At 71.7% G+C, this 26,724-nt stretch carries 26 protein-coding genes; 19 read left to right on the plus strand and 7 right to left on the minus strand.

The window, feature by feature from the left end; all coding sequences use genetic code 11:
- Positions 1-61 precede the first annotated feature (61 nt).
- Positions 62-271 (minus strand): DUF397 domain-containing protein, encoded by a 210-nt coding sequence (locus ABZX90_RS00710; protein ID WP_355200575.1) that lies wholly within the window; start codon positions 269-271, stop codon positions 62-64.
- Positions 253-1,095, minus strand: coding sequence for a helix-turn-helix transcriptional regulator (locus ABZX90_RS00715; RefSeq protein ID WP_355200577.1), 843 nt, complete (start codon positions 1,093-1,095; stop codon positions 253-255). The genes ABZX90_RS00710 and ABZX90_RS00715 overlap by 19 nt, the downstream gene beginning before the upstream one ends.
- A gap of 207 nt (positions 1,096-1,302) precedes the next feature.
- On the opposite strand from ABZX90_RS00715, the gene ABZX90_RS00720 reads away from it, so the two are divergent.
- The 12 genes from ABZX90_RS00720 (at position 1,303) to ABZX90_RS00775 (ending at position 13,164) form a co-directional block, all read left to right on the plus strand.
- A complete protein-coding gene (locus ABZX90_RS00720; RefSeq protein ID WP_355200579.1) occupies positions 1,303-1,635 on the plus strand; it encodes a hypothetical protein in 333 nt (110 codons plus the stop codon).
- A 34-nt stretch (positions 1,636-1,669) separates the two neighbouring features.
- Positions 1,670-1,960, plus strand: coding sequence for a hypothetical protein (locus ABZX90_RS00725; RefSeq protein ID WP_355200580.1), 291 nt, complete (start codon positions 1,670-1,672; stop codon positions 1,958-1,960).
- Positions 1,957-2,187, plus strand: a complete 231-nt coding sequence (locus ABZX90_RS00730; RefSeq protein WP_355200582.1) for a hypothetical protein — start codon at positions 1,957-1,959, stop codon at positions 2,185-2,187. The genes ABZX90_RS00725 and ABZX90_RS00730 overlap by 4 nt, the downstream gene beginning before the upstream one ends.
- Before the next feature lie 222 nt (positions 2,188-2,409).
- Entirely contained in the window at positions 2,410-3,876 is a 1,467-nt protein-coding gene (locus ABZX90_RS00735) for a WGR domain-containing protein (RefSeq protein ID WP_355200584.1), read from the plus strand.
- Between the two features lie 139 nt (positions 3,877-4,015).
- Positions 4,016-4,513 (plus strand): helix-turn-helix domain-containing protein, encoded by a 498-nt coding sequence (locus tag ABZX90_RS00740; protein ID WP_355200586.1) that lies wholly within the window; start codon positions 4,016-4,018, stop codon positions 4,511-4,513.
- A 239-nt stretch (positions 4,514-4,752) separates the two neighbouring features.
- Positions 4,753-5,277, plus strand: coding sequence for an SRPBCC family protein (locus ABZX90_RS00745; RefSeq protein ID WP_351121398.1), 525 nt, complete (start codon positions 4,753-4,755; stop codon positions 5,275-5,277).
- A complete protein-coding gene (locus ABZX90_RS00750; protein WP_355200588.1) occupies positions 5,277-6,404 on the plus strand; it encodes an LLM class flavin-dependent oxidoreductase in 1,128 nt (375 codons plus the stop codon). The genes ABZX90_RS00745 and ABZX90_RS00750 overlap by 1 nt, the downstream gene beginning before the upstream one ends.
- Positions 6,405-6,687: 283 nt before the next feature.
- Positions 6,688-7,221 (plus strand): hypothetical protein, encoded by a 534-nt coding sequence (locus ABZX90_RS00755; RefSeq protein ID WP_351121394.1) that lies wholly within the window; start codon positions 6,688-6,690, stop codon positions 7,219-7,221.
- 204 nt (positions 7,222-7,425) lie between these two features.
- Positions 7,426-8,751 carry a hypothetical protein gene (locus ABZX90_RS00760; RefSeq protein ID WP_355200589.1) on the plus strand — a complete coding sequence of 442 codons (1,326 nt, stop codon included), beginning with the start codon at positions 7,426-7,428 and terminating at the stop codon, positions 8,749-8,751.
- A 319-nt stretch (positions 8,752-9,070) separates the two neighbouring features.
- On the plus strand, positions 9,071-10,507 hold the full coding sequence (locus ABZX90_RS00765) for a hypothetical protein (protein ID WP_355200591.1): 1,437 nt from the start codon (positions 9,071-9,073) through the stop codon (positions 10,505-10,507).
- Positions 10,508-10,594: 87 nt separating this feature from the next.
- A complete protein-coding gene (locus tag ABZX90_RS00770) occupies positions 10,595-11,908 on the plus strand; it encodes a MoxR family ATPase (RefSeq protein ID WP_355200593.1) in 1,314 nt (437 codons plus the stop codon).
- Positions 11,905-13,164, plus strand: a complete 1,260-nt coding sequence (locus ABZX90_RS00775) for a VWA-like domain-containing protein (RefSeq protein ID WP_355200595.1) — start codon at positions 11,905-11,907, stop codon at positions 13,162-13,164. Before ABZX90_RS00770 ends, ABZX90_RS00775 begins: the two co-directional genes overlap by 4 nt.
- Positions 13,165-13,251: 87 nt before the next feature.
- Here the strand turns inward: ABZX90_RS00775 and ABZX90_RS00780 are convergent, their stop codons facing one another.
- The 3 genes from ABZX90_RS00780 to ABZX90_RS00790 all read right to left on the minus strand — a co-directional run bounded on the left by ABZX90_RS00780 (position 13,252) and on the right by ABZX90_RS00790 (position 16,573).
- Positions 13,252-14,064, minus strand: coding sequence for an SDR family oxidoreductase (locus ABZX90_RS00780; protein ID WP_351121386.1), 813 nt, complete (start codon positions 14,062-14,064; stop codon positions 13,252-13,254).
- A 220-nt stretch (positions 14,065-14,284) separates the two neighbouring features.
- Positions 14,285-15,901 (minus strand): hypothetical protein, encoded by a 1,617-nt coding sequence (locus tag ABZX90_RS00785; protein WP_355200862.1) that lies wholly within the window; start codon positions 15,899-15,901, stop codon positions 14,285-14,287.
- Positions 15,902-16,153: 252 nt separating this feature from the next.
- Positions 16,154-16,573 (minus strand): TOBE domain-containing protein, encoded by a 420-nt coding sequence (locus ABZX90_RS00790; protein ID WP_351121384.1) that lies wholly within the window; start codon positions 16,571-16,573, stop codon positions 16,154-16,156.
- Between the two features lie 176 nt (positions 16,574-16,749).
- Here ABZX90_RS00790 and ABZX90_RS00795 point away from each other — a divergent pair, with 176 nt between their 5' ends.
- The 4 genes from ABZX90_RS00795 (at position 16,750) to ABZX90_RS00810 (ending at position 19,579) form a co-directional block, all read left to right on the plus strand.
- Positions 16,750-17,139, plus strand: a complete 390-nt coding sequence (locus tag ABZX90_RS00795) for a cell division protein SepF (RefSeq protein WP_103548191.1) — start codon at positions 16,750-16,752, stop codon at positions 17,137-17,139.
- Between the two features lie 161 nt (positions 17,140-17,300).
- Positions 17,301-18,458 carry an ATP-binding protein gene (locus ABZX90_RS00800; RefSeq protein WP_351121382.1) on the plus strand — a complete coding sequence of 386 codons (1,158 nt, stop codon included), beginning with the start codon at positions 17,301-17,303 and terminating at the stop codon, positions 18,456-18,458.
- Positions 18,455-18,787, plus strand: coding sequence for a nucleotide pyrophosphohydrolase (locus ABZX90_RS00805; RefSeq protein WP_351121380.1), 333 nt, complete (start codon positions 18,455-18,457; stop codon positions 18,785-18,787). The genes ABZX90_RS00800 and ABZX90_RS00805 overlap by 4 nt, the downstream gene beginning before the upstream one ends.
- Before the next feature lie 312 nt (positions 18,788-19,099).
- Positions 19,100-19,579 (plus strand): DUF6099 family protein, encoded by a 480-nt coding sequence (locus ABZX90_RS00810; RefSeq protein WP_351121378.1) that lies wholly within the window; start codon positions 19,100-19,102, stop codon positions 19,577-19,579.
- Between the two features lie 101 nt (positions 19,580-19,680).
- Here ABZX90_RS00810 and ABZX90_RS00815 read toward each other — a convergent pair whose 3' ends face one another.
- Positions 19,681-20,604, minus strand: coding sequence for an LLM class F420-dependent oxidoreductase (locus tag ABZX90_RS00815; protein ID WP_351121377.1), 924 nt, complete (start codon positions 20,602-20,604; stop codon positions 19,681-19,683).
- A 105-nt stretch (positions 20,605-20,709) separates the two neighbouring features.
- Entirely contained in the window at positions 20,710-21,417 is a 708-nt protein-coding gene (locus ABZX90_RS00820; protein ID WP_351121375.1) for an SDR family oxidoreductase, read from the minus strand.
- A 107-nt stretch (positions 21,418-21,524) separates the two neighbouring features.
- On the opposite strand from ABZX90_RS00820, the gene ABZX90_RS00825 reads away from it, so the two are divergent.
- The 3 genes from ABZX90_RS00825 (at position 21,525) to ABZX90_RS00835 (ending at position 26,450) form a co-directional block, all read left to right on the plus strand.
- Positions 21,525-22,151, plus strand: coding sequence for a TetR/AcrR family transcriptional regulator (locus tag ABZX90_RS00825; protein ID WP_355200598.1), 627 nt, complete (start codon positions 21,525-21,527; stop codon positions 22,149-22,151).
- Between the two features lie 283 nt (positions 22,152-22,434).
- On the plus strand, positions 22,435-23,910 hold the full coding sequence (locus ABZX90_RS00830; protein WP_355200600.1) for a 3' terminal RNA ribose 2'-O-methyltransferase Hen1: 1,476 nt from the start codon (positions 22,435-22,437) through the stop codon (positions 23,908-23,910).
- Complete coding sequence (locus ABZX90_RS00835; RefSeq protein WP_355200602.1) at positions 23,907-26,450, plus strand: polynucleotide kinase-phosphatase; 2,544 nt, start codon at positions 23,907-23,909, stop codon at positions 26,448-26,450. Before ABZX90_RS00830 ends, ABZX90_RS00835 begins: the two co-directional genes overlap by 4 nt.
- Positions 26,451-26,724: the final 274 nt, after the last annotated feature.

Raw genomic sequence — 26,724 nt, forward strand, 5'->3', positions numbered from 1 at the left:
GCGTGGGCGGCGGAAGAACCGCGGGCGGTCGAGCGCACGTGATCAGTCGCGGCGGATCAGTTCAGGCGCCCAACAGACCGCCCCGAATTGCCGAAACGAAGCAGGACCAGCCGCCGGCCGGGAAGACGAGCACGGGGCCGTGCGGAACCTTGCTGTCCCGTACCGGAACGACGGTGGCGAAGTCGTCGGAGACCTCGAGGCACGCCCCACCGTCCTGGTTGCTGTAGCTGCTCTTGCGCCAGGAAGCGGCAGTCAGGTCGATGGATCGCACGTTGCTTCCTCCAACATCCGCAGGATGAACTTGCGCGACTCAGACGGGGTGAGTGCCAGGTCACGCACCGCATCGTACGTCTTCTGCAAACGCACAACCGGGCCTGATTCCTCGATGAGTTCGCCCCGGTATCCGTTCTCGGTATACGCGACGGTCCTGCCCTCCGGAAGGAGCAGGTACCACATGTCGGCGCTCATGAGACCGTGCAACCCTGCGCTCTGCAGAAGCACATGGACCGTCACATTGGGGCGCTCCGCTGCTTCGCCCAGGTGCTCCAACTGCCCCCGCCACTCCCTCGCATCCCGCAACGGAGTCCGCAGTGCCGCCTCCGACAGGATCGTCCGGAACGGCGGCGCATCCTCCCCCGCCAACAACTCCCGCCGCCCCATCCGCGCCTCGACCTGCTGCTCAAGTTCCTTCCCCTTGAGCCCGCCCGCAGCCAGCACCTCCCGCGCATACCCCGGCGTCTGCAACAACCCCGGCAGGACGCTCACCGCAAAGTGCCACAGGCTCACCGCCTCCGCCTCCAGCGCCATGTACCGCCGGTACCGCTCGCGGAACTGCGTATGGTCTCCGGCGGCCAGCTCCCACAGCGCCAGCAACAGCCCCGGCGTCCCGTAGTGCTGGTCGAGGGCCTGGACGACCTCCGGGCTGCCGAGCGTCTCGCCCTTCTCCATCTTGCCGAACAACGACCAGTCCCAGCCCAGCCGTTCACCGAGCGCCCGCAGGCTCGTGCCGCTCCCGGCGCGTAGCATCCGCAACTCCTCGGCGAAACGCTGGCGTGGCTCCTGACTGCGGCCGGTGACCACACGTCGCTGCGGCATTCGGCCGTCTCCCCTCCGAGCGGCTGGCCCGTGGTCGATGCGAAAGGCGTGGGGCCGGCTCCGTATGACGGGGAAGCGCAGCTCACCCACAGCCCGGTCGGTCGGCCACCCTTGGCCGCATTCTCGTAACACTCGGACTTAGCAGCGTAATTCACCCTGCGTAGCCGGGGTGTGAAATCGGGCAGGTCCACACGGACAGGCACTCCGATGCCTCCCACCGCGCGAGCGGGCACGCTGTCCGTGCTCGTCGAGAGACCGCACGCCGGGCTGCAGAACCAGGACCGGCAGGGATCGGTCAGACGCACGGCCGTGCACTGGCGCGAGCTCTGTCCGGAGGCCGAGAGCGGGCTGGTCATGCTGCCGTACGACATCGCCGCCCTCTGCCCCGCCTCCGACGGCTCGCCGACGGTGTGGAAGGTGTGGAACGACCTCCGTGCCACGGGGAAGCACAGGCCCATCCACGGCGTGGCCGTCCGCATCCGGGCGCATTCTCGTAACGCCCGGACTACGCAGCGCAATTCGTCCAGTGCAGCCGGGTGACGGATTCCGCAGGACCGAACCGACGAGGATGCCGATGCCCCCCACGCCCCGACACCCGGACCACGTGACGACGCCCCACCCCGCCACCGCCCGGCATCACCCGCCGACCACCGCCCCGAAGATCCAGGAAGCCCTCGATGCCCGCGATGCCCTCGCCAACGCCCTTTCCCAGGCCGGCATCCAGCTTCCCGCGATGGACATCCGCACCCCCTGGGCGGACGACCGCAAAGCCGAAGCCCGGTACGCGCTCGTCCATCTCGGCGTGTGCTCGGCCCCTGTCGCGCTCATGCTCGCGGACGTGATCACGAAGGGGATCGCCGGGTGACGGAGGACGCCTACCGAATCCCCTCCGTCGGTGCGACCGTCCACGACACCGCCCGCGACCGTGTCGGACGGGTCATGGGCCACATCGGCCCGTACGTCCGACTCCGCCCGCTCGTCGGTGGCGTCGAATGGGACGCCGACCCTAACCACCTCCGCCCTCTCGCCCCGTCCGAGGTGCTGAGCGCCCTGGTCGCCGAAGCGAACGCCCGCAGCAGACAGCAGAGATGACCGGACGGTGACACGGCAAGTGACGGTGCCTCAGCCGTCCGAGCCCGACCCCCGGCACCGGATGTCCGCACAGATCGGCCGGATGGGGGGCACGGCGGGAGTCCTCGCGGTACCTACGGGGCAGTTCTCCGACCCCGGCTCGTTGTCAGTGGTGACCGCTACTTTGGAATCACTGGAGATCGGCCGTGTCGGCTGACCCGGGCCTTTGGGGAGGGGTGTGCTGTGTCCGCTGCGCAGGCACGACAGGCGGGGATCACGACGTATCTGGAGCTGTCTCAGGAGAGCGGCGGTGCGCACAAGTTCTACGAGGTGACCGTCGAGGAGCTGACCGTCGCCGTACGGTACGGGCGCATCGGTGTGGACGGGCAGCGCCAGATCTCCACCTTCGCGACCGCCGAGAAGGCGAAGGCAGCGGCAGCGAAGAAGATAGCCGAGAAGGTGCGCAAGGGGTACGCGCCCGCCGTCCAAGGGCAGCGCGCGGCACGCCCTGTGACGCGCCGTCAGGTGACATCGGCTCCGTCCACGGCGCGGGCGACGGCCCCGGTGCTGTGGCGGTTCCGTACCGGAGCCTCGGCGTTCGGCATCCATGTGGACGAGGACCGCTGCTGGGTCGGCAACCAGCACGGCAACGTCTACAACCTGAGCCACTCCGGCGAGGTGCTGGCCCACTACTCGCTGCCCGACGGTGTGAAGTGCCTGGTGGCGGACGACTTCTGGATCTACGCGGGCTGTGACGACGGCCGCGTGTACGACCTCTCCTCGAAGGTGCCGTTCGCGGCCTACGAGATAGCGGCCGACGTGGACATCTTCTGGCTGGACATCCACGCGGGCGTGCTGAACGTCTCCGACCGCAACGGCGGACTGACGGTCATCGACCACGAGGACGAACTCCAGTGGTCGCGCAACTCGTCCGGGGACAACGCCTGGATGGTCCGGGCCGACGACGATGCCGGCTACCACGGGCACAGTCGGGGAGTGACGGCGTACGCGGCGGACGGCACCGGCCAGCTCTGGCACACCGCCACCAGTGGCAATGTGCTCTTCGGATGGCAGGAGGCGGACGCGGTCTACGCGGGGACGGGGCGGCGGGTGGTCCAGCGGCTCGACAAGTCCACCGGGCGGATCGAAGCCACCTATCAGTGCGACGCCGCCGTGTACTCGTGCGCCACGTCCCCCGGCGGCCGGTATGTCTTCGCGGGCGACTCCTCTTCCTCCGTCTACTGCTTCACGGCCGACGGCACCCGGTTGTGGAAGCTCGGCACCGGTGGCGGCTCGGCGCTCTCGATGCAGTACCACGACGAGCGGCTGTACATCGTCTCCACGGACGGCTCGCTGGCGTGCATCGACGCGACCGAGGCCGCGATCAACGCCGCCCAGTCAGGAAGAGTCCCCGTCGCCGCGGACGTGAAGCTGGCGGCTGCCCTGCCGACGTACGCCCCGTTGACCGCGGCCGCCTCCGTCGCCACGGTCAGCGCCGTTCCGGCGGCGGGGAGCGGTGTGGTCGTCGAGTGCATCCAGGAAGGAGGTCGCGTGCGGGTCCATGTGGTTTCCGACGGCTATGAGCCGAGCTGGAACGTCCAGTTCCCGCGAGCGATACGCCAGCCCGGCACCCGCTATGTGGTGGACGCGCTGCATTCCTCGTCGGGCGGCTTCTACCGGGTGCTCGGGGAGATCAAGCGTCTGGTGTGACGGGTGGAGTAGTCGAACGGCGCTGCCGTGGTGCGGTGGTGCGTGGTGCGGTGCGCGGTGGTGGCACTGGGCTTCTCGTGGCGGCCCGCCGTGCCGCGAGCTGCTGGGTCCTTTTCTGAGACCCTCGTATGCTGGGCGGGTGAGGCGGACTTCTTTTGCGAACTGGCCCTGTTCCATCGCGCGCACGATGGATCTGCTCGGCGACTGGTGGACGCCGCTGGTGCTGCGGGAGGCGTTCTACGGGATCAAGCGGTTCGACGCGTTCCAGCAGGAGCTGGGCATCGCGCGCAACACGCTGACCGACCGGCTCCGTCGGCTGGTCGACGAGGGGCTCATGGAGAAGCGGGCCTATCAGACGGACCCGGTGCGGTACGACTACGTGCTCACGGAGATGGGCCGTGACTTCTTCGGGGTCCTGGCCGCCATGAACAGCTGGGGCAACCGCTGGCTCAGCGGTGAGCAGGGGCCGCCGGTCGTCTTCCAACACGACCGCTGCGGGCGCGAGAGCGACGCCGCGGTGGTGTGCGCCGACTGCGGCGAGCCGATGACCGCCGAGGACACCCATCCACGGCTCGGCCCCGGCTACCCGCCCCACCTTGCCGAGCGCCCGGACATCCGGAAGCGCTTCACCGCCTGAGCGCGGGCGCGACTGCGGCTTCCGCATCCGCTTCGGGTTCGGCTGCGGATCCCGCTGCCGCTTCCGCTTCCGCTTCGGCTTTCGCTTCGGCTTTCGCTTCGGCTTTCGCTTCGGCTTTCGCTCCCGGCCTGTGTGCCGGGAGCGTTTTCCTTGACAGGTCAGTCTATCTACGCAACTCTCAAGGTCAGAGCCCTATGACGGGTGCGTTCCCTGGCAGACGAGAGGAAGGCCGGCGACTCATGGAGTGGACGGGCGCGCGGTACGCGGACCAGCCGACGGTCGATGTGCGGGTACGGGTCGACGCTCCACCCCGGCGGGTGTGGGAGCTGGTCTCCGACATCCAGCTGATGCCGGAGCTGAGCGCGGAGCTCCAGTCGGTCGAGTGGCTCGACGGCGCGACACGGCCGGCGGTCGGTGCCCGGTTCGTGGGCCGCAGCAGGCACGAGTCGCTGGGGGAGTGGGAGACCACCTCGTACGTGGTGGAGTGCGAGCCGTGCCGGGCGTTCGCCTGGGCGGTGGCGGACCCCGAACTCCCCAGCGCCGTCTGGCGGTTCGGCCTGGAGGAGGCGGGCGGCGGCACCGAACTGACGCAGTGGATGCGGATGGGGCCCGGCCGTTCGGGGCTCTCCTTCGCGATCGACCGGATGCCGGAGAAGGAGCAGAAGATCGTGTTCGTACGGCTGAGGGAGTTCGAGCGGAGCATGACGGACACCGTCGCGGCGATCAGGAAGCTGGCCGAGAGCGCGGAAGGGGCGGGTGCGTGATGCGTACCTCCACGACGATCGAGGCGTCGGCGGGCGACTGGCGGGAGACCGTCGACTTCGTGGTCGAGGCCGAGAAGCTGGGGATGGACATCTGCTGGGTGGCGGAGGCCTGGGGCTCCGAAGCCCCCTCGCCGCTGGGCTACTTGGCGGCGCGGACCGAGCGGATGCTGCTCGGCTCCGGGATCATCCAGCTCGGGACCCGCACCCCGGCGGCCATCGCCCGGGCCGCGATCACGCTCTCCAACATCTCCGGCGGCCGCTTTCTCCTCGGCCTCGGTCCGTCCGGCCCCCAGGTGATCGAGGGACTGCACGGCGTGCCGTTCGCGCGCCCGTTGTCCCGGATGCGGGAGACCGTGGAGATCGTCCGCGAGGCGGTCGCGGGGGAGAAACTCTCGTACGAGGGAAGGGAGTTCACGATTCCGCTGCCGGGCGGCGAGGCACGGCCCATGCGGATGTCCATGCGCGCCGAGCACGACCTGCCCGTCTACCTCGCCACGCTCTCGCCGAAGATGCTGCGGCTGACGGGGGAGGTCGCGGACGGCTGGCTGGGTACCAGTTTCGTGCCCGAGGGTGCCAAGGAGGCGTACTTCGACCACCTGGACGCGGGTCTCGCGGCGGCGGGCCGAAGCCGCGCCGACCTCGACGTCTGTCAAGGTGCCGAAGTGGCCTTCGCCGAGGACGAGGACGCGCTGCGCGCCATGGTCGCGGGCCGGAAGAAGGAACTCGCCTTCAGTCTGGGCGGGATGGGCTCCGCCACCACCAACTTCTACAACGCCGCGTACAGCAGGCAGGGCTGGGCGGAGATCGCCGCCGAGATCCATGAGCGCTGGCAGGCCGGCGACCGGGACGGCGCCGCGGGACTCGTGACCGACGAGATGGTCCTCGGCACCACCCTGATCGGCACCGAGGACATGGTCCGCGAACGGCTCCGCGTCTGGCGCGCGGCCGGCGTCGACACGGTTCGCCTCTACCCCGCGGGCGAGACCCTCGACGAGCGGCTCACGACACTGGGTCGGGCGCTGGAGCTCGTGTCCGACCAGAAGTCCGTGACCGCGGCGGAGTCGGTCACCGCGGCGGAGCCGGTTCCGGCGACCGGTGATGCGGTGGCGTCGACCGGGGGCCACTGAGCCGCGGTGCCGGCTCGGCCGACGGCGTGAGACCCGGGCATGTTGCCCATCAGGCCCGCGGGCGTGTGTCCGCGGGCCTTCGCCTGTCCGGGGCTCGAGGCGTGGGCAGGCTCGGGGACCCGGCTGCCGACCCGTGTGGCCGATCGGCCGGGCGGCAGTCGACCGCCACTCGATCGGCCGAGCTCCCGTGGCGGGAGAGGGGGCGGTGGGCGGACGCTCGAACTCCCCGATGCTTTCCGCACCGGGACGGCCAGCGGCCGACAGCACATCGAGGTGGTCGAGCATGAGCCAGGACTCATCGAAGCCTCCGAGCCCCCCGCCCGGCGGTGGCACGGGAGCCCAGCCGAGCGGTGGTGACATGCCGCTGTGGGGAGACCAGTGGTCCGGAGCCGCGCCCGCCGCCGGAGGTCTCGGGCCGCCGCCCGCGGGCAACAGTGGCTGGACGTCCGGTGGTGTCACCTTCGCGGGCGTCCTCATGCTGGTGAACGGCGCCCTCAACATCCTCCAGGGCATCTCCGCGATAGCCAAGGACGATGTGTACGCGCGCGTGAACGACTACGTCTACCGCATCAACCTCACCGGCTGGGGCTGGATCCTGCTGATCATCGGCGCGGTCACTGCCGTCGTCGGCTGGGGAATCCTCAAGGACCTCGGGTGGGCCCGTGTCACCGGCATCGTGCTGGCCTCGCTGAGCATGCTGTTCCAGTTCATGTTCCTGCCGTACGCGCCGATCTGGTCGGTCATCATGATCGCCATCGACGTCTTCGTGATCTGGGCGCTCGCCTCGTACCGGCCCGATGCCCGGCAGCCGCGCTGACGCACCCCTCCCATTCCGTCGCCGAGCGAGCGCCGCCGAGAAGAGGGCTGTCGTATGTCGTCGAACCCCACGCACTGCACCGAACGGAACGAGACGCGCCATGGATGACGTGATCGACCGGACCCGGGCCGGTCAGCGGTACCGCGGGCCCGCGGTCCCTCCGGCCTGCGGCAGCGCGGGCACGATCAGTGCTCCGGAGACGTCGTGAACGGCGGCGCGGTGAGCGGTGGCGGCGACGCACAGGAGATCGCCGAGCTGCGGGCACGGGTCGCCGAACTGGAGCAGGAGCGGCCCAAGGTCGAGCATCACCGCGTCCGCTCGTTCTTCGCGGTCGTGCTGATCCTCCTCGCGGCCTTGCTCACCCCGCTGAGCGCCGTGTCGGCCTGGACGAGCGATCTGGTCGGGGACACCGATCGGTACGTGGCCACCATGAAGCCGCTCGCCTCCGACCCGGACGTCCAGGACGCCGTCGCGAACCGGGTGACCAAAGCGGTGATGCAACACGTCGATGTCCAGACACTGCTCGAGTCGGTGGCCCCCGCCGACCGGCCCCGGCTGACCAAGGCCCTGGGGCCGCTGAGCGGTCCGATCACCAGCGGCCTCACCGACTTCGTGCACAGCGTGGCGCTGAAGTTCGTCAGCAGCGACGCGTTCGCCACCCTGTGGGTCGACCTGAACAGGAAGGCCCACGCCGCCGTCGACAAGGCGTTGACCGGAAAGGGCGGCGGAGCGGTGAAGCTCACCAATGACGCCGTGGTCATCGACCTCGCCCCCGTCATCGACCAGGTCAAGCAGTCGCTCGTCGACAGGGGACTCGCTGTCGCCGCGAAGATCCCCGAGGTGCACACCAACTTCACGGTGATGACCTCCAAGTCCATCGGCAAGGCCAAGAAGCTCTACCGGCTGCTCGAGATCGTCGGGTTCTGGCTGCCGGTGCTGACCCTCCTGCTGGCGGCCGGCGGTGTGCTGCTCGCCGTACGCAGGCGCCGTGCCCTCGTCACGGCGGCGCTGGCCGTGGCAGTCGGGGCCGCCGTCCTCGGTATCGCGCTCTGGATCTTCCGGGAGATCTATCTCGACGGTCTGCCGTCGGACGTCTCCCAGCCTGCCGCCGAGTCGGTCTTCGACACCCTGGTGCGGTACCTGCGGACGACGGTACGCATGGTGATCACCCTCGGGATCATCGTGGCACTCGCGGCCTGGCTGACCGGCAGCGGGCGGGCGGCCTCGCGAGTCCTGGCCGCCTGGACCGGCGGCATCGGCGCCGTGCGCACGGCGACGGGGTTCGACCTGGGAGCGGTCGGAGCGTGGGTGCACCGGGTCAAGAAGTGGCTGAACTGGACCGTGGTCGTGGTCGCCGCCGTCATCCTGCTGGTCTGGAACTACCCCACGGCCGCCGTCACCATCTGGATCGCCGTACTGGCCCTGCTGGCCCTGGCCGTGGTCGAGTTCCTCGACGACGACGGCACCCCGCACCTGACCGGCTCGATCGACGGACCGGAGGCCGGACCTACCGCCAAGAGTCCGGCCTGACGGACTAGTTACCGCGGCCCACTGCTGCCCCGCTGTTGCCCCCGCTGCTGCCCCCGCTGTTGCAGTCACCCCCTCGGCCCCCCGGCTGACCGGGGTCGGCGCGACGGCGGGGGCGTCGGCCTCACCCGGCCCGACCGGTACGCGATGACCACGAGTTGGGCGCGGTCGCGGGCGTCGAATGCCACGTTCGTCGGCGGACGCCGGATCGATGCGCGACCGGGAGGCACCTGACAGATCGCCAACCTCGGGTTATGCTCCCCGCGATGATGACTCCCGCTGAAAACAGAATGGGGGACCCGTCCGCGCAAGGTGAGTGCTGATGCTCACTACAACCGCGTACGAGGATTCCCTTCTCTCCTTCTGGCCGCGCGTGCGTGACTTCGCCGTGCCGCCCACCATGATCGAGACTGCGACCGCCCGCCGCCGTTCCGGGGACTGGGCGGGGGCCTGCACCGCCGCAGGCATCGACATCGACCTCGATCTGCGTTCTCTGGCCCGCACGCACGGTCGTGATGTCGCGGCCCAAGTGCGTGCCGATCTACGCCATTTGGCTCCCGACCTGCTGCGCTGGCACATGCCAAGGGTCGCTCCCGACGGGCTGCTGCGCGCCGGCCTCACCATCACGCTGGCTCGGTACGACCGTGCCGGGCGGGACGGCGTACACCCGGTGCACCTCGTGGTCCGCACCCCGCCGGCCTGGGCGGACGGTGGCCAGCGGATCAGCCTCGCTCTGTGGGACGGCTCCAACGGCCCGGACGACGGCGGACGCGGGTCCGCCTTCGACGCCTGCGCCCGCCGCCATCCGCACCCCCGTCCCAGCCGTCGGCACCGCCTCGACCTGCACCGCCACTTGTGGGACGCGCGCAGGACCGATGAGCTGCGCGTCCGCTCCGGCGCCGACCGGCCGCCGGGCGACGCCCGTTCGGTGCACCCGGATTCCCTGGGGCCGGTGCCTCAGGGCCTGGGCTGCGCCGTCGACCGGTGGGCGGCCGAGGCGGCGATTCTGCTCCATGACGAGGTACGGACGACCGGCATCGGCACCGTCACCGTGCGGCTCGGGTCCCGGCAACGGCTGCTCCTGGACATGGTGGCCGACCCGGCAGGCGTCGGGCCGCCCACCCTGCGGATCGCCCCGGCACCCGCCGAAGGCGGCGTCTGCGGGCTGCCGGTCCTGCCCGACGCCGCGACCTGGGTGCTGCCCGACCTGGCCCTGATCCGCGCCGGCGCGATCGAGACCGGACGGCTGCATCCACTGGTCGCCTCGGCGCTGGTACCGGAACACACCCCAGCGGTGGCCACCGGGACCGCGGACCCGGCGGGAGAGCCGCGCCTCGTGGAGTGCCGGGGAGCCCGGCACCGGATCGGCCTGGTCGACGGCGTCCTGGCACCACTGGATCACGACCCGGCCGAGATCCGCCGGGAGGAGCTACTGGTCGCATTGACCGGTACGCCGCTTCCCTGCCTGCGGGCCATCGACGAGGCGCACCGGCAACCGCACTGCCTCTCCGGCGTCCGGGAACGCCTGCACCACGGCGACACCGCCGGTGCGCTGGCCGTCGTCGAAGGGCTGCTCGGCCCCGACGCGGTGCTGCGCAGCGGCGCCCTGCAGGACGAACTCCAGGCGGCCGCTCTGCGACGCCTCACGTACGGACTGTTCAGGGCAGGCCTGGCCGGTCCCGCACCAGGCCGCATCCTTCCCGGGCTCGACCGCCCCCGGAACCACCGCTCCCGCCCGCGTCATACGACCGGCCGCTGACCGCTCACTGACAGACAGGTGACCGCCCCGGCGGTCCCGTACCCCTGCGCCCACGCGGCCCACCCACGAACCCAAAGGTGATCAAACATGCCCACATGCACCCAGCTTGCCGAGACCGAGACCGAGACCGAGACCGAGACCGAGACCGAGGCCGGGAAGACCGAGAGCGAGGCCCTCGTCGACCCGGCCCACGCCACCCAACTAGGCATCGCCGACGCGCTGTTGACCCTTCTCCGCGACACCGGCACCGAACCGCGTCCGGACAGTCAACTGGAGGCCCTGACCCTCGCCGTCGCCGCCGACCTGCCCGTACTTCTGTGGGGTGAGCCGGGCATCGGGAAGACCGCGGCTCTGACCCAGCTCGCCGAGACCCTGGATCTGCCGCTGACCACGGTGATCGCCAGCGTCCACGAGCCGTCCGACTTCTCGGGGTTGCCCATCCTCGGTGACGATCCCGCCGAACAGGGCGTTCCCATGGCCCCTCCGGACTGGGCGGTGCGGCTCGTACGCGCCGGCCGGGGGCTGCTGTTCCTGGACGAACTGTCCACCGCACCCCCGGCAGTTCAGGCCGCCCTGCTGCGTCTGGTCCTCGAAAGGCGGATCGGCACCCTCCAACTGCCGCCCGGGGTACGGATCGTGGCCGCCGCGAACCCGCGTTCCTCCGCGGCCGACGGCTGGGAACTGAGCCCGCCGCTCGCCAACCGGTTCGTCCATCTTCAGTGGGTCCACGATCACGAGGTCGTCGTGCGCGGCCTCGGCGGCACCTGGCCGCGGGCGACCCTGCCGCGGCTCGACCCGCGGAAACTGCCGGAGGCCGTCGACTTCGCCCGCCGCGCGGTGTGCGGACTCCTCGCCGCCCGCCCCGGACTCGTCCACCGGCTGCCCAGCAGCGAGACCCGCCGGGGCGGTGCCTGGCCCTCACCCCGGAGCTGGGAGATGACCCTGAACCTGATCGCCTTCGCGACCGCCGCCGGCTCCTCCCGTGAGGTGCTCTCCCTGCTGGTCAGAGGCGCGGTGGGGGACGGTCCGGGACTGGAACTGCTGGCGAGCCTGGACCGGATGGACCTGCCCGACCCCGAGACACTGCTCGCCGACCCGGCGGGCGCCGACCTGCCCGAGCGGGGGGATCTGCGCCAGGCCGTCCTCGACGGCGTGGTGGCCGCAGTCCGCAAGCGTCCCGAGAAGGCACGCTGGGACGCGGCCTGGGCGCTGCTGGTCCGGGCGCTGGACACCGGAGCCCCGGACCTGGTGGTCGTTCCCGCGACCACCCTCGCGACGCTGCGCCAGGAGGACTGGGACGTCCCGGCGTCCATCGAGCGGCTGGCCGGAGCGGTGACCCTGTCCCGGCGGGCGGACGACGCGGCGGCCCGCGCCGCTGTCGCCACGAAGGCGGGCCGATGACGGCGGAAGCGCCGGGGGCCCTGGACCTCGAAAAGCTCTTCGCCGCCCGCCTGCACGCCGCGCGGGTCCGGCCCTACCTGGCGACGGCGCTGTTCGCACTGCACAGCGTCGAGTCGCGGTGGGTGCCCACGATGGCCGTCGACCGGCACTGGCGGTGCTACGTCTCGCCGGGGTTCGTGGACCGGACGCCTGTCGAGGACCTGGCCGGCGTCTGGGTGCACGAGGTGTCGCACCTGCTGCGCGACCACCACGGCCGCAGCGAGCGGGTCGCCCGCGAGCGCGGACTCACGGGCCCGGGCGAACGGCTGCGGATGAACATCGCCGCGGACTGCGAGATCAACGACGACGCGTTCGGCGAAGGGCTCGTCCGGCCCGAGGGCGCCGTCACACCGGAACTCCTGCACCTGCCCAGCGGGGAGCTCATGGAGGACTATCTCCGCCAGTTCCGGCTCGGGCCGCGCACACAGAGCCTGGCGTGGCTGGACTGCGGCAGTGGGGCCGACGGACGCGAGCGGGAATGGGACCTCGGGCCGGACGGCGCGCACGGCCTCAGCGCGCAGGAACGCGACGCGGTCCGGTTCCGGGTCGCGCAGGGCATCAAGGCCCGCCCCGGCAAGAGTCCGCGGGGATGGCAGAGGTGGGCGGAGGAGGCCTTCCATCAGCCGCAGCCCTGGCGGGAGTTGCTGGGGGCCGCGGTCCGTTCCGCGGCCTCGGGGACAGGCGTGGGCGAGGACTACACCTACGGCCGGCCGTCGCGGCGCGCGGCCGGCGTGCCCGGAGTCGTCCTGCCCAGCCTGCGCCGCCGACCGCCGCGGGTCACGGTGGTCATCGACACCTCCGGGTCGGTCAGCGACGCGGAACTGGGCAGCGCGCTCCTGGAGGTCTCCGCCATCTCCCGTGCCGTGGGCGGCCGTCGCGACCTGATCACCGTGGTGTCGTGCGACGCGGCGGCCCGGGTGGCGCACCCGCTGTGCCGTGCCGAGGGCATTCCGCTGATGGGCGGCGGTGGTACGGACCTGCGCTCGGGATTCGCCGCCGCGCTGCGGGCACGGCCGCGCCCCGACGTCGTCGTGGTCCTGACCGACGGGCAGACCCCGTGGCCGGAATCGCGACCGCCGTGCCGGACGGTCGTGGGTCTCTTCTCCCGCCAGGAGTCGGACGACTCATGGGACGAGGACGATCCCGACTACGTGCCGGACACACCCCCCGCCTGGGCGCGCGTCGTCGAGATCGGGTCGGCTCCGGCGGTCCGGTGAACTCCTCGGGCGGGGTGGTGCGGACAGGCCCGGACGGTACGGTGGCACGGCGAACCCGGCCGATACGGCAGGTCGGTCGGGGGAGTCCTAGACGCTGTACCCCCCGTCAACCCCCAGCGCCTGCCCGGTGATGAAGCCCGCGCGGTCCGAGGCCAGGAACGCGACGGCCTCGGCGATGTCCGTCGCGGTGCCGAAGCGGCGCAGCGGGATGTTGCGGCGGGTGATCTCCAGGGCGGCGTCGTCGAGTTCGCCGGAGCTGATCAGACGGGCGGCGATGCCGTCGGTCAGCATGCCGGGACCGACGCAGTTGACGCGGACGCCGTAGCGCCCCTCTTCTGCGGCCAGGGCGCGGGCGACCGCCTCGACCGCCCCCTTGGTGCCCGAGGAGAGCCCGTCGCGGACGGGGAACCGGCGGGTGGCCACGGTGGTGACCGCGACGACACTGCCCCGGCTCTCCCGCAGCAGGGGCAGCGCGGGGTGCACCAGATTGAAGAACGCCCCGGCGTCCGCGTCGAGTTGGGCCCGGTACCGGCTCGGTGTGACCTTGCTCAGATGCATCATCGGCACATGCGGGCCCGCCGCGTACACGAGGGTGTGCAGGCCGCCGAGTGCCGCGGCGGCCTCGGAGACGGCGGCGGCGACGGCCCGCTCGTCGGTCAAGTCCAGGCGAAGGGCCATGACATGGCGGTCGTCCTGGTCCGTCAACTCCTCCGCGACCTCCCCGGCGAGCGAGTCGGCGGCTGCCCGGCTGGAGCGATACGTGAACGCCACGTCGCTGCCCCGCGCGGCGAGCATCCGTACGATCGCCGCGCCGATACCCCCGGTGCCGCCCGCGACGAACGCGACCCCCTTCCGATGCGAGAAGTCCGCTCGATGCGAGAAGTCCGACGTCTTCGACATCACAGTCCCAGGGATGTGGCGATGATGACCTTCATGACCTCACCAGCTCGGCGTAGAGTCCCACCGCCCAACAGCCCGAGCGAACCGAGCTGTTCGAGGAGTCAGCGGGGAATCCCTCCAGGGCGAACGGTAAGGGGCAGTCCGTCGGACGGGAAGGGGCAGTCGGTTGGACGGTAAGGGGCAGCCGGGCGGACGGGAAGGGAAACGCGGGCCGGAGTGCTCAGGGACGGGCTACCGCCAAGTGGACGTCCGTGCTCGACAGCGTCATCGGTGACGCCGAGACGGCTCGCAGACGCATGCGCACGCCGGACCACGGAAGGAGGAACCGCCCGTCGGGGGGCCGGAGTTCGAACCGGGCGAAGGCATGGCCGGCCAGCGTGGCCGGACCGGACGCCACCGACCAATAGCGGCTCATGCCCTGGCCCGTGGTCAGGGTGAAGTGCGGACTAAGGGCCGTGGCACCGAGGTTGGTGACGCCGACCGTCAGTCCGGTCACCGCGTGAGCGGCGCGGCGCGCGTCGACGACCCGCATGCGCAGCGGTGGCGACCCGGTGGCCGCCACGCTCACCGCCACCGCCGTCGGGGCCAGCAGCAGCGCGACCGCGGCCACCCGGGCCCCACGGCCGCGCGGACCGCGCAGGAAGGCGGGGCGAGGCTGCCACGCGGTGGTGAACGACTGCCAGGGAGCGGTGATCGCGGCGGCCACCCACAACGGCGTCATCATCAGGTAGTAGCCGTCCTGAGAACGGGTCGCCACATAGAAGGCGCACCAGGGCAGCACGGTCGCCGCCGGCCCCAACCGCCGTACGAACAGCACGAACAGCGCCAGCAGCCCGGCCAGCAGGAGCAGGCTCGCGTGCGCGTACCAGGCGAGTCGGTCGCTGCCGTCGGTGAGGTACAGCGAGATGCCGACCAGACCCTGTCCGTGGATGTCCGCGTCCTGGGTGAGGGGCAGCGCGATCCCGGAGAGCCAGGCGCGCGGCTCGCTGACGACGAAGTACGCGTTGATCAGCAGCCACGTCGTGGCCGCCACGGCGAGGATCCGCCCCACGGCGACCGCCGCCGCCCGTCCGCCCGACTCCCCGCGGCGCAGCGCGTAGACCCCGGCCAGCAGGAACGGCGCAAGGAACCAAGGGAGTTGCTGCGCCGCGCAGGCCGCGCCCAGGCAGACCGCCCGGACCACGTCGCCCCGGCCGCCGCCGCCCGTCCGAGGCCGGCCCATGACCACCGGGACGAGCAGGGCGCAGGCGAGGATCGCCGGATAGCCGAGCCGCGCGTACGTCGGCAGCAGACCGAAGCCGAGACAGACCAGCGTCGCGGCGGAACGCCACGGCACCGGCAGCATCCGCCACATGACGACCGTGCCCGCGATCAGGGCGCCGGTGGCGACCATCGTCGCGGCGGCCGAACCGTGTCCGATCCACAGCAGCGGCGCGGTGAGCATCGGCGCGAGCGGCGGATAGCCGTACGTGTAGTCGTAACCGCCGTTCATCGTCGGGGTGAGGGCGACGCCGTGGCCGAAGAGCAGGGGCCACGGCCGGCCGTAGACCTGATGACCGGCGAGGAACTCGTGGGCGGCCCGGGTGGTGAGGACCGACTCGTCACTGCCGTGGTGGTTCATGGCCAGCCCGCACACGACGAGGGTCACCGCGGTCACGAGGACGCACAGGTCGAGCCGCGCCAGCGAGCGGCCCCGGCGCACCACCAGGGCCAGGACGCCCGTCCCCAGGATCGAGGCGTAGCAGAGCGAGACGACGGTGGCGACGACGAGCCGGTGGCTCGCCGCCTGCGTCCACACCGGGCGCGTACCGATGAAGAGGCCGATGTCGGCGAGCAGGGTGAGAACGCGGTGCCACTGCTCGGGCGTGCCGTCCGGGTTCCACCGCGCGGCCGGTCCGTCCGGGTTCCACCGCGCGGCCGGCCCGTCGGGCGTGGCCTTGGAAGCGGTCCGCCGACGGGTGGGCGACGGCTCGATTTCTGCCGAGTACACGGCCCAGGACGCTAATTCCCGCCGGTGAGCGGCGTGCGACGGGACGTGAAGAGTCGGGTGTGAGGCGAGTAAGAGCACGTCCGCCGCCCGTCCGGCGCGTCAGGCGTTGGACAGCGCCACCTCGGTGGACTTGATGAGCGCCACGACCGGGCTGCCCGCCGAGAGGCCGAGTTCCTTGACTGCGTCCTTGGTGATCGCGGAGGTCAGCTCGCCGCCCGCGATGCGCATCTTGACGCGGGCCATGGCGCCGCCGGAGGCGACCTCGGTGACGGTGCCCGGCAGCTGGTTGCGGATGCTCACCCCGTCGACCGGAGCGGTCGCCAGGGACACCTCCGTCGACTTGATCAGGGCTCGTACGGTGGAGCCGGACGACAGGGCGAGCTCGTGTACGGCCTCCAGGGTGACGGCCGCGGTGATCTCCTGTCCGGCGTCGAGCCGGACCTTCACGGTCGCCATCACCTCACCCGGGGTGACGGATGTGACGGTGCCGGGGAGCTGATTGCGGATGCTCAGGCTCATGGGGAGGCCTCGATTTGCTGTGCGGCGTGATGGATATGGACGGTTACGCGTAGCTTGCCGCACGCGTCGTCTTCCCGTCCGTGTCGCGGACCGTGTCGCTGTTGGGCCGAACGGGTGACCATGCGTAAGAATTGCCCGGTGCAGACAACGATTGCGAGCCAGGACGGGGTGGATCGATGAACGGCCACGACGTCACCGATGAACAGTGGGAAGGGCTCGCCCAGGTCGTTCCGTTGCGCGGCCGGGACGCCTGGCCCTCGGCGGTCCGCCACCGGTCGATACCCGAGGCCGAGACCGAGACGCGGCGCCGCTTCGTGGTCCTGCGGGTCAATGTGTTCGCGGACGCCCGCGACGTCGCCGAGACGCTGATGTCCGGCATCCCCGTCCTCCTCGACCTGACCGGCGCGGAGACCGAGGTCGCCAAGCGGGTCCTGGACTTCAGTACGGGCGTGGTCTTCGGCCTCGCGAGCGGCATGCACCGGGTGGACCGGAACGTGTTCCTGCTGACGCCGCCGGGGACCGAGGTGCGTGGGCTGATGGAGGGAGTGGGCGTTCCCGGACTCTGACCCCCGCGCCCCCGCGCCCCCGCGCCTCCGCGACGAGAGGGTGCCGTGCAGGCCGTCCGGCGGCGTCCACGGCCGCGGGATCGGACGGTCCCGTCCCCCGATCGTAGGAAGGTCGCCCGGGTGTAACGGTTCGCCGCGTGGTGGAGGCCTACCGTCCGCATATGACCCTGTCCTCGCCGGAAGCTCCCACGGCGGCGGAGGTGCGACCCGGCCGTCCGGGCGTCACCGAGCTGCGGCTCGCCGCCTTCGCCACCCACCGCCGCGTCCGGGTCCCGCTCGGACCGCTCACCCTCGTCACCGGCCCCAGCGGCAGCGGCAAGACGGCGGCCCTGCGGGCCTACGAGGCGCTGGCGCGGCTCGGTGCCGGTGCGGGGATTCGGGAGGTGTTCCCGGACCCGGTCACCTGCGTGCCCGAGCGATCCCGGCCCGACGCCCAGCGCCGCCGCGGCTTCCGTATCGGCTGCACGGTGGACGGCCCCGAAGGCCCGGTCCGCCTCGATGTCGCCGTCCAGGCGGAACCCGAACTGCGCATCGTGGGCGAGCGGTTGTCGGCGGGCGGGCGGACCCTGCTGGAGACGGCACTGCGCGACCCGGGCCGCCCGTCCGTCCAGGCGGCCTGGCACACCGGGGGCTCCACCGCCGTGACCCGGGTACCGCTCCCCGACGACCTCCTCGGCACCGCGCTGCTGCCCCTGCGCGTCGCGGGCCGCACCGCCGGCGAGCGCCAAGTCCTCGCCGCCGCCGAGCAGATGGTGCTCGCGCTGCGCTCCGTCTACGTCTGCGACCCGAGCCCGGACTCCATGCGGACCCCCGCCCCGCTCGGCTCCGGGCGGCTCCTGCGGGACTGCGGCAACCTCGCCGAAGTGCTGTGGCGCACGCGGTCGGAGTGCGGCCACCGCCACGCCCACCTGGTCACCGCGGCCCGTGCCGGCTGCGCGGGCCCGGTCACCGACGTGCTGGCCGAAGTGCTCGGTGGCGGCACCGTCCGCGCGCTCCTCGACCGCGGCGACGGCGTCCGTACGCCGCTGGAGCTGCTCGGGGACGGCGAGTTGAGGTATCTGGCGCTGGCCCTGGTCCTGCTCACCGGGCCGGGCGTCCTGGAGGTCGATCCGGCGGGAGAGGTCCCGGCCGCGTTCCAGTCGCTGACGGTCCTTGCCGACGGCCTCGACCGAGGGCTGGACGCCCGGCAGACCGGGGAACTGGTGCGGCTGGCGGCGCGGATGTGCGAGCGGGGGCACATCCGGCTGGTGGGCACGGTGAGCGACGGGGCTCACGAGGCCGGGGCGGCCGGGGCCACGGTGGTAGACCTGACGCCGTGAGTGAACTGGACGTAGAGACGCTGCAGCGCAGACTGGCCGACTTCGCGGCCGCGCGGAACTGGCAGCCGTACCACACCCCCAAGAACCTGGTCGCCGCGCTGAGCGTGGAGGCGTCCGAACTCGTGGAGATCTTCCAGTGGTTGACACCGGAGGAGTCGGCCCGCGTCATGGACGACACGGACACGGCGCACCGTGTCACCGACGAGGTCGCGGACGTCCTCGCGTATCTGCTCCAGTTCTGCGAGGTGCTGGGCATCGACCCGCTCGCGGCCCTCGCCGCGAAGATCGACCGGAACGAGCGGAGGTTCCCCGCCCCGGAGAGTCCCTGACGTGGCTTGCCGGCCCCGGAGAGTCCCTGACGTGGCTTCCCCGCGCCGGAGCACCCCCGACGCGGCTCGCCGGCACCGGAGCACCCCGACGGGCCCCCCGGTAGCCGAGAACCCTCTCGCGGGGCGACCGTCACGAGGCACGAGAAGAGGAATCTGCCACTCTCCGTAGCTATCGCCTGTTTCCGATGCGATTCCGTGTCCACAGATTTCGGGCTTCCTCTGGCTTTTCGTCTCAAGGGACTTCACTCTGGGTAGTGAACAAGGGAGTTCGGGCGGACGTGCGAGAGCGCGTCGGACAGACGGGGGCAGCGCATGGAAGCGGTGCGGCTCATCGTGGCGAACAGACGTGCCCTGGCGGAGAGCGGCGACACCCCGGAGGTGATGGCGGAAGCGTGGCAGGCGCATTCCCTCGCACAGGCGATCGGCAGTCGCCTCGCCGTGTCCGGACCCCCTGAACTGCGTGGTGAGGCCCTCGGTCTGACCGAACTGGCGGGCCGCGGCTGCGGAGTGCTCGGCAACCACGCCCTCGGAGTCGGTGCCTTACGCGCCGCCCAGCTCACCGAGTTGGGCGACGCGCGCGAGGCGCTGCTCTGCCTCGGCGGCCTCCTGGGCGAGGTCGGCATCGCCCTGGTCGGCATCGCCTGTGCGGCGGACGACGAGGGGACGTACTGGCAGTGCATGGAGGCGATCGACGCGGCGGACGAGTCCCGGGACCGCGTCCTGGAGATGCTGAGACGACTCGCGGTGCGGGACGAGAAGGGTGTGGTGGAGCGGGATTCGGCTGCGGGATAGGAGAGCGGGCCCTGCTGTCGAACCTGCGGCGTCACCACCGTCCGACCGGGCTCGGCCCCGGTGAGCGAGCCGGCCGGAACCTGTCCCCGGCGCCCGGCTGTTCAGCCGAGCTGCGGTGCCACCTCGGAGGCGATCAGCTCCAGTTGGTCCAGGTCGTCGAGGTCGAGCATCTGGAGGTACATCCGCTGCGAACCGACCGCCTGATACTGGGCGATCCGCTCGACGACCTCCGCGGGAGAGCCCGCGAGCCCGTTCGCCTTCAGCTCGTCGACATCGCGCCCGATGGCGTCCGCCCGGCGCTTCACCTCGCTGTCGGTCCGGCCGACGCAGGCCACCAGGGCATTGGAGTAGACGAGTTCGTCCGTCTCGCGCCCGGTCTGCCGCAGAGCCGCCCGCACCCGGCCGAACTGCTGCTCCGTGTCCGCGACTCCGGCAAAAGGGATATTGAACTCGTCGGCGTAGCGCGCCGCGAGCGCCGGGGTCCGCCTGGCCCCGTGGCCGCCGATCAGGACCGGCACCTTCGCCTGCGTCGGCTTGGGCAGCGCGGGTGAGTCCTTGAGCTGGTAAAACGTTCCGTCGAATGTGAACCGCTCGCCGACCGGCGTGCCCCACAGTCCGGTGACGACGGCGAGTTGCTCCTCCAGCCGGCCGAACTTCTCTTTCGGGAACGGAATGCCGTACGCCGTGTGCTCGGCCTCGTACCATCCGGCCCCCAGGCCGAGTTCCACACGGCCGCCCGACATCTGGTCGACCTGCGCGACCTGAATGGCGAGGACGCCGGGGAGGCGAAAGGTTCCGGCAGTCATCAGGGTGCCCAGGCGGATACGGCTCGTCTCGCGGGCGAGGCCGGCCAGGGTGATCCAGGCGTCGGTGGGACCGGGGAGTCCGTCGACGGACCCCATGTGCACATAGTGATCAGAGCGGAAGAAGGCTCCGTAATGGAGGTCTTCGGCGGCCTTGGCGACGCGGAGCAGCGTCTCGTAGGTCGCGCCTTGCTGCGGTTCTGTGAACACTCGAAGATCCATGTATCCATCATGCAGCGGTCACAACACACGCCCCGTGACGAACCGCTGTCACGCCTTTCCCGATCGGGAAGCGGCTCCGCCGACGCGACCCGCGGCGGGCTGCCGCTACCCGGCGAGCTGCGGGTACAGGGCGCTCAGCTCGCCCGAGAGACCGGCCTTGACCTGGCGGGTGATCGCGTCGGCGAGGACTTCGTGGGCGTCCGTCTCGATGCCGTCGAGGGCCTGCTCGGCGACGCTCTGCGCGGAGACCTTGGAGACGTCGAGGCCCGCGGTCAGCTCGGTGTCGACGTAGCCGACGTGCAGCCCGGTGACCTTGATGCCGCGCGGCTGGAGCTCCAGTCGCAGGGCGTTGCTCTGGGACCACAGGGCGGCCTTGGCGGCGCTGTACCCGTCCGTCCCGGGCACCGTGACCCACGACAGCACCGAGTGGACGGTCAGGATGTGCCCGTCGCCGTTGCGCTCCAGGGTCGGGACGAACGCCCGGGTGGTGAGCAGCGGCCCGAAGAAGTTGACGTCGAACTCGCGCCGTATGTCCTCGACGGGGGAGTCGAGGAACGACGTGGAGGCCGTCGCGCCCGCGTTGTTGATCAGCAGCGTGACGTCCTGGGCCTGTGCGGCGGCCGCCGCGACCGATGCCGGGTCGGTGACCTCCATCGCCAGCGGCACCGCGTCGGGGTGGGAGACGGTCCGCGGGTCGCGGGCCGTCGCGTAGACCTTCTTGGCGCCCCGCTCGTAGAGGGCGTCCACGAAGGCCTTGCCGATGCCGCGGCTGCCGCCCGTCACGAGCGCCACCGAACCTTCGATGCTGGTCATGAGCTTCTCCTCTTGAGGACCGCCTGGAAACCGATCGGTTTCCTTTGCTGTCCGCACTGTAAACCGATCGGTTTCCATGATGCAAGCGGAGACCGTAGGCTGGGCTCATGACACAGGCGATATCGACCGCGACCGCCGGCTCCCCGACCCGCGACCGACTGCTCGACGCCGCGGCCGAGCTCTTCTACCGCGAGGGCGTCGGCGTCGGCGTCGAGGCGCTGTGCCGGGTGGCCGGGGTGTCCAAGCGCTCGATGTACCAGCTCTTCGACAGCAAGGACGCGGTGCTCGCGGCGAGCCTGGAACGCGGCGCACCCGCCTACCAGGCGTTCCTGCTGCCCTCCGCGGACGATGACCGGCCGCCGCGTGCACGCGTCCTGCACGTCTTCGAGCGACTTGAGGAGCTCGCCGCCGGCCCCGACTTCTACGGCTGCCCCTTCGTGGCCGTGACCGCGGAGCTGAAGGCGCCGGATCACCCCGCGAGCCTCGTGGCCCGCCGCTGCAAGGACGCGCTCACCGCGTTCTTCCGGGAGGAGGCGGAGCACGGCGGAGCCGGGGACCCCACGCTGCTCGCCCGCCAGCTGACCGTCGCCTTCGACGGTTCGAGCGTCCGGGCCGTCATGGAGGGCCAGGGCCTCGACGGCCTCGCCGTCGCGACCGCCGCCGGCCTGCTCGACAGCGCGGGCCTGACCACGGACGGCGATGCCCCGCACCGGGGGCCGGAACCCACCGGCTGACCCGGCCGCCCGCCCTCCGCGGACGGCGAAAAACCCAGGGCCCACCTGGGGTGTTCGCTGTACGTTGTGAGGGCGCGCCGCGGACAGGCGTCGCCCCTGCGGTCGACCGCGGCGCGGCGTGGCCACGGCTGCGAAGGCCGGGGCGGAGCCGGGAGCGGCGACGGCCGAGGCACGCTCGCCCACGCTGTGGCTCATCGGCGTCCGGCCAGTGCGCATCCCTGTGCGCCGGCCGGGCAACCCGGTGGGCTCCGCAGCTCAGAAGACGTTTCGAGGCAGACCCACTGTGTTCCTGACGATCAGTACCACCGGCACCCCAGAGCGCCCCGCGACCGATCTCGGCTATCTGCTGCACAAGCATCCCGACAAAGCGCAGACGTTCTCGACGTCGTACGGCACTGCGCACGTGCTGTACCCCGAGGCGACCGCCGAGCGGTGCACGGCCGCGCTGCTGCTCGAAGTCGACGCGGTGGCGCTGGTCCGGCGGGGCAAGGGCAAGGGCCGCGGCGGCGCCCCCGACGCGGCCCTCGCACAGTACGTCAACGACCGCCCGTACGCCGCCTCCTCGCTGCTCGCCGTGGCGCTGAGCGCCGTCTTCTCGAGCGCGATGAAGGGCCAGTGCACCGCCCGACCCGAGCTGCCCGCCGAGACCAGGCCGCTGCGCGTCGAGGTGCCCGCGCTGCCCGCGCGCGGCGGCGCCGACCTCGTCCGCGGTCTCTTCGAGCCGCTGGGCTGGACGGTGGCGGCCGACGCCGTGCCGCTGGACGAGCGGTTCCCCGAGTGGGGCGACTCCCGTTACGTACGCCTGGAACTGGCGGCGGAGGGCCTGACGCTCGCCGAGGCCCTGCGCCACCTCTACGTCCTGCTTCCGGTGCTCGACGACGCCAAGCACTACTGGGTGGCGCCCGACGAGGTCGACAAGCTGCTGCGAGCCGGCGAGGGCTGGCTGCCGGGCCACCCCGAGCACAAGCTGATCACCAGCCGCTATCTCTCCCGGCGTTGGTCGCTGACCCGGGAGGCCATGGAGCGGCTCGAACTCGTCCGGCTCGCCGAGGCCGACGACACCGAGGTCGAGGAGATCGACAACGCCGTCGACGAGGAGACCGACACCGAGGAGAAGCCGGTGCCGCTCGCCGTGCTGCGCCGGGAGGCGATCCTCGCCGCGCTGCACGCGTCCGGCGCGAGCCGCGTCCTCGACCTCGGCTGCGGACAGGGCCAGTTGGTGCAGGCGCTGCTCAAGGACACCCGGTTCACCGAGATCGTCGGTGTCGACGTGTCGATGCGGGCGCTCACCATCGCCTCGCGCCGGCTCAAGCTGGACCGCATGGGCGAGCGGCAGGCCGCGCGCGTCCAGCTCGTCCAGGGCTCGCTCGCCTATACCGACCGCCGGCTCAAGGGGTACGACGCCGCCGTGCTCAGCGAGGTCATCGAGCACCTCGACCTGCCCCGGCTGCCCGCCCTGGAGTACGCGGTGTTCGGCTCCGCCCGCCCGCGGACCGTCCTCGTGACCACCCCGAACGTCGAGTACAACGTGCGCTGGGAGACCTTGCCCGCCGGGCACTCCCGGCACGGCGACCACCGCTTCGAGTGGACCCGCGAGGAGTTCCGTACGTGGGCCCGCGAGGTGGCCGGACGACACGGCTACGACGTGGAGTTCACCCCGGTCGGCCTCGACGACCCCGAGGTCGGCCCACCGACCCAGATGGCCGTCTTCACCCTGGCCACAGCAGACACGACCGCGAAGGAGGAGAAGGCGGCATGAGCGACGAGACCTACAAGGGGCGCATACTGCCCGTCACCGACCTCTCCCTCGTGGTGCTGATCGGCGCGTCGGGTTCCGGCAAGTCGACCTTCGCCCACCGGCACTTCAAGCCGACGGAGATCATCTCCAGCGACTTCTGCCGGGGCCTGGTCGCCGACGACGAGAACGACCAGAGCGCCAGCGGCGACGCCTTCGACGTGCTGCACTACATCGCGGGCAAGCGGCTCGCGGCCGGCCGCCGGACCGTCGTCGACGCGACCAACGTCCAGGAGGAGAGCCGCCGCGGGCTGATCGAACTCGCCAGGAAGTACGACGTGCTGCCCATCGCCGTCGTGCTCGACGTGCCCGAGGAGGTCTGCGCCGAACGCAACGCGGCGCGCACCGACCGCGCCGACATGCCGCGCCGCGTCATCCAGCGCCACACCCGCGAACTGCGGCGCTCGCTGCGCCGCTTGGAGCGCGAGGGGTTCCGCAAGGTGCACGTCCTGCGCGGTGTGGAGGACATCGAGAACGCGTCGGTGGTGACCGAGAAGCGGTTCAACGACCTGACCCACCTCACCGGCCCGTTCGACATCGTCGGCGACATCCACGGCTGCGCCTCGGAGCTCGAGACCCTGCTCGGCAAGCTCGGCTACGTCGACGGCGTGCACCCCGAGGGCCGCACGGCCGTCTTCGTCGGCGACCTCGTCGACCGCGGCCCGGACTCGCCCGGCGTGCTGCGCCGGGTGATGTCGATGGTCGGCTCGGGCAACGCCCTGTGCGTGCCCGGCAACCACGAGAACAAGCTCGGCCGCTACCTCAAGGGCCGCAACGTCCAGCACAGCCACGGACTCGCCGAGACCATCGAGCAGTTGGACCGGGAGAGCGACGAATTCCGGGCCACGGTACGGGAGTTCGTCGACGGACTGGTCAGCCACTACGTCCTCGACGGCGGGCGGCTCGTCGTCTGCCACGCCGGCCTGCCCGAGAAGTACCACGGCCGCACCTCGGGCCGGGTGCGCTCGCACGCGCTGTACGGCGACACGACGGGCGAGACCGACGAGTTCGGGCTGCCCGTGCGCTACCCGTGGGCGGAGGACTACCGGGGCCGCGCGGCGGTGGTGTACGGGCACACCCCGGTGCCCACGGCCACCTGGCTCAACAACACCATCTGCCTGGACACCGGTGCCGTGTTCGGCGGCAAGCTCAGCGCCCTGCGCTGGCCGGAGCGCGAGCTCGTCGACGTACCCGCCGAGCGGGTCTGGTACGAGCCGACCAAGCCGCTGGCCACCGAGGCGCCGGGCGGTCACGAGGGCCGTCCGCTGGACCTGGCGGACGTGCACGGCCGCCGGGTCGTCGAGACCCGGCACGCCGGCCGGGTGGCCGTCCGCGAGGAGAACGCGGCGGCGGCCCTGGAGGTCATGAGCCGCTTCGCGGTGGACCCCCGGCTGCTCCCGTACCTCCCGCCGACCATGGCACCGACCGCGACCTCGCACGTCGAGGGCTATCTGGAGCACCCCGCCGAGGCCTTCGCCCAGTACCGGGAGGACGGGGTCGAGCGGGTCGTGTGCGAGGAGAAGCACATGGGATCGCGGGCGGTCGCCCTGGTCTGCCGGGACGCGGGCGCGGCGCGCGAGCGGTTCGGCGTCGACGGTCCCACGGGGTCGCTGTACACGCGTACCGGCCGCCCCTTCTTCGACGACGCCACTGTCACCGAGGAGATCCTCCAGCGGCTGCGGGAGGCCATGACCGCCGCGGGACTCTGGGAGGAGCTCGACACCGACTGGGTGCTGCTCGACGCCGAGTTGATGCCGTGGTCGCTGAAGGCGTCCGGGCTGCTGCGCAGTCAGTACGCCGCTGTCGGCGCCGCGTCCGGGGCGGTGTTCCCGGGAGTGCTGGCTGCGCTCGAAGGGGCGGCGGCGCGCGGAGTCGATGTGGCGGACCTGCTGACGCGTCAGCGTGAACGGGCCGCGGACGCCGGGGCGTTCACGGAGGCCTATCGCCGCTACTGCTGGACGACGGACGGCCTCGACGGTGCCCGCCTCGCACCGTTCCAGATCCTGGCCGTCCAGGGCCGGAGCCTCGCCGCGCTGCCGCACGACGAGCAACTCGCCCTGATCGACCGGCTCGTGGAGCACGACGGGACCGGGCTGCTGCACACCACCCGGCGGCTCTTCGTCGACACCGGTGACCCGGAGTCGGTGCGGGCCGGTGTCGACTGGTGGCTGGAGATGACCGGCCGCGGCGGCGAGGGCATGGTCGTGAAGCCGGTCGGCGCGGTGGTGCGCGGCGGTCACGGGCGACTCGTGCAGCCCGGCATCAAGTGCCGGGGGCGCGAGTACCTGCGGATCATCTACGGCCCGGAGTACACCCGCCCGGAGAACCTCACCCGGCTCCGCGGCCGCTTCCTCAACCACAAGCGGTCCCTCGCCATCCGCGAGTACGCCCTGGGCCTCGAAGCCCTGGACCGCCTCGCCGAGGGCGAGCCCCTGTGGCGCGTCCACGAGGCGGTGTTCGGAACCCTCTCCCTGGAATCCGAACCGGTCGACCCCCGCCTGTAGCGGGGAAGCCCCCACAAGGGGCACGGCAAACGCCGCGCCCGACCCCCACCGGGCCGGGGTGAAGGGGAAACCCTTGGGCGCCGTGTGGCCCGGGCCGAGCCGGGACGCCCCGTAAGGGGCGCGGGGAACGGCGCGATCAGCCCCCACCGGGCCGCGGTGAAGGGGAGACCCTTGGGTTGTGCCCAGGCGGGGGCGCCGTGTGGCCCGGGCCCAGCCGGGACGCCCCGTAAGGGGTGCGGGGAACTGCGCGATCAGCCCCCACCGGCCCCGCAGC

The sequence above is a fragment of the Streptomyces sp. NPDC002935 genome (assembly GCF_040611295.1).
Classification (GTDB): Bacteria; Actinomycetota; Actinomycetes; order Streptomycetales; family Streptomycetaceae; genus Streptomyces.

What these genes read in the sequence shown, in the direction of transcription:
- ABZX90_RS00715 (WP_355200577.1), bottom strand. Translation starts at nt 1,095, where the DNA reads ATGCCGCAGCGACGTGTGGTCACCGGCCGCAGTCAGGAGCCACGCCAG.
- ABZX90_RS00720 (WP_355200579.1), top strand. Translation starts at nt 1,303, where the DNA reads ATGCCTCCCACCGCGCGAGCGGGCACGCTGTCCGTGCTCGTCGAGAGA.
- ABZX90_RS00725 (WP_355200580.1), top strand. Translation starts at nt 1,670, where the DNA reads ATGCCCCCCACGCCCCGACACCCGGACCACGTGACGACGCCCCACCCC.
- ABZX90_RS00745 (WP_351121398.1), top strand. Translation starts at nt 4,753, where the DNA reads ATGGAGTGGACGGGCGCGCGGTACGCGGACCAGCCGACGGTCGATGTG.
- ABZX90_RS00750 (WP_355200588.1), top strand. Translation starts at nt 5,277, where the DNA reads ATGCGTACCTCCACGACGATCGAGGCGTCGGCGGGCGACTGGCGGGAG.
- ABZX90_RS00755 (WP_351121394.1), top strand. Translation starts at nt 6,688, where the DNA reads ATGAGCCAGGACTCATCGAAGCCTCCGAGCCCCCCGCCCGGCGGTGGC.
- ABZX90_RS00765 (WP_355200591.1), top strand. Translation starts at nt 9,071, where the DNA reads ATGCTCACTACAACCGCGTACGAGGATTCCCTTCTCTCCTTCTGGCCG.
- ABZX90_RS00770 (WP_355200593.1), top strand. Translation starts at nt 10,595, where the DNA reads ATGCCCACATGCACCCAGCTTGCCGAGACCGAGACCGAGACCGAGACC.
- ABZX90_RS00775 (WP_355200595.1), top strand. Translation starts at nt 11,905, where the DNA reads ATGACGGCGGAAGCGCCGGGGGCCCTGGACCTCGAAAAGCTCTTCGCC.
- ABZX90_RS00780 (WP_351121386.1), bottom strand. Translation starts at nt 14,064, where the DNA reads ATGTCGAAGACGTCGGACTTCTCGCATCGAGCGGACTTCTCGCATCGG.
- ABZX90_RS00790 (WP_351121384.1), bottom strand. Translation starts at nt 16,573, where the DNA reads ATGAGCCTGAGCATCCGCAATCAGCTCCCCGGCACCGTCACATCCGTC.
- ABZX90_RS00795 (WP_103548191.1), top strand. Translation starts at nt 16,750, where the DNA reads ATGAACGGCCACGACGTCACCGATGAACAGTGGGAAGGGCTCGCCCAG.
- ABZX90_RS00800 (WP_351121382.1), top strand. Translation starts at nt 17,301, where the DNA reads ATGACCCTGTCCTCGCCGGAAGCTCCCACGGCGGCGGAGGTGCGACCC.
- ABZX90_RS00810 (WP_351121378.1), top strand. Translation starts at nt 19,100, where the DNA reads ATGGAAGCGGTGCGGCTCATCGTGGCGAACAGACGTGCCCTGGCGGAG.
- ABZX90_RS00815 (WP_351121377.1), bottom strand. Translation starts at nt 20,604, where the DNA reads ATGGATCTTCGAGTGTTCACAGAACCGCAGCAAGGCGCGACCTACGAG.
- ABZX90_RS00820 (WP_351121375.1), bottom strand. Translation starts at nt 21,417, where the DNA reads ATGACCAGCATCGAAGGTTCGGTGGCGCTCGTGACGGGCGGCAGCCGC.
- ABZX90_RS00825 (WP_355200598.1), top strand. Translation starts at nt 21,525, where the DNA reads ATGACACAGGCGATATCGACCGCGACCGCCGGCTCCCCGACCCGCGAC.
- ABZX90_RS00835 (WP_355200602.1), top strand. Translation starts at nt 23,907, where the DNA reads ATGAGCGACGAGACCTACAAGGGGCGCATACTGCCCGTCACCGACCTC.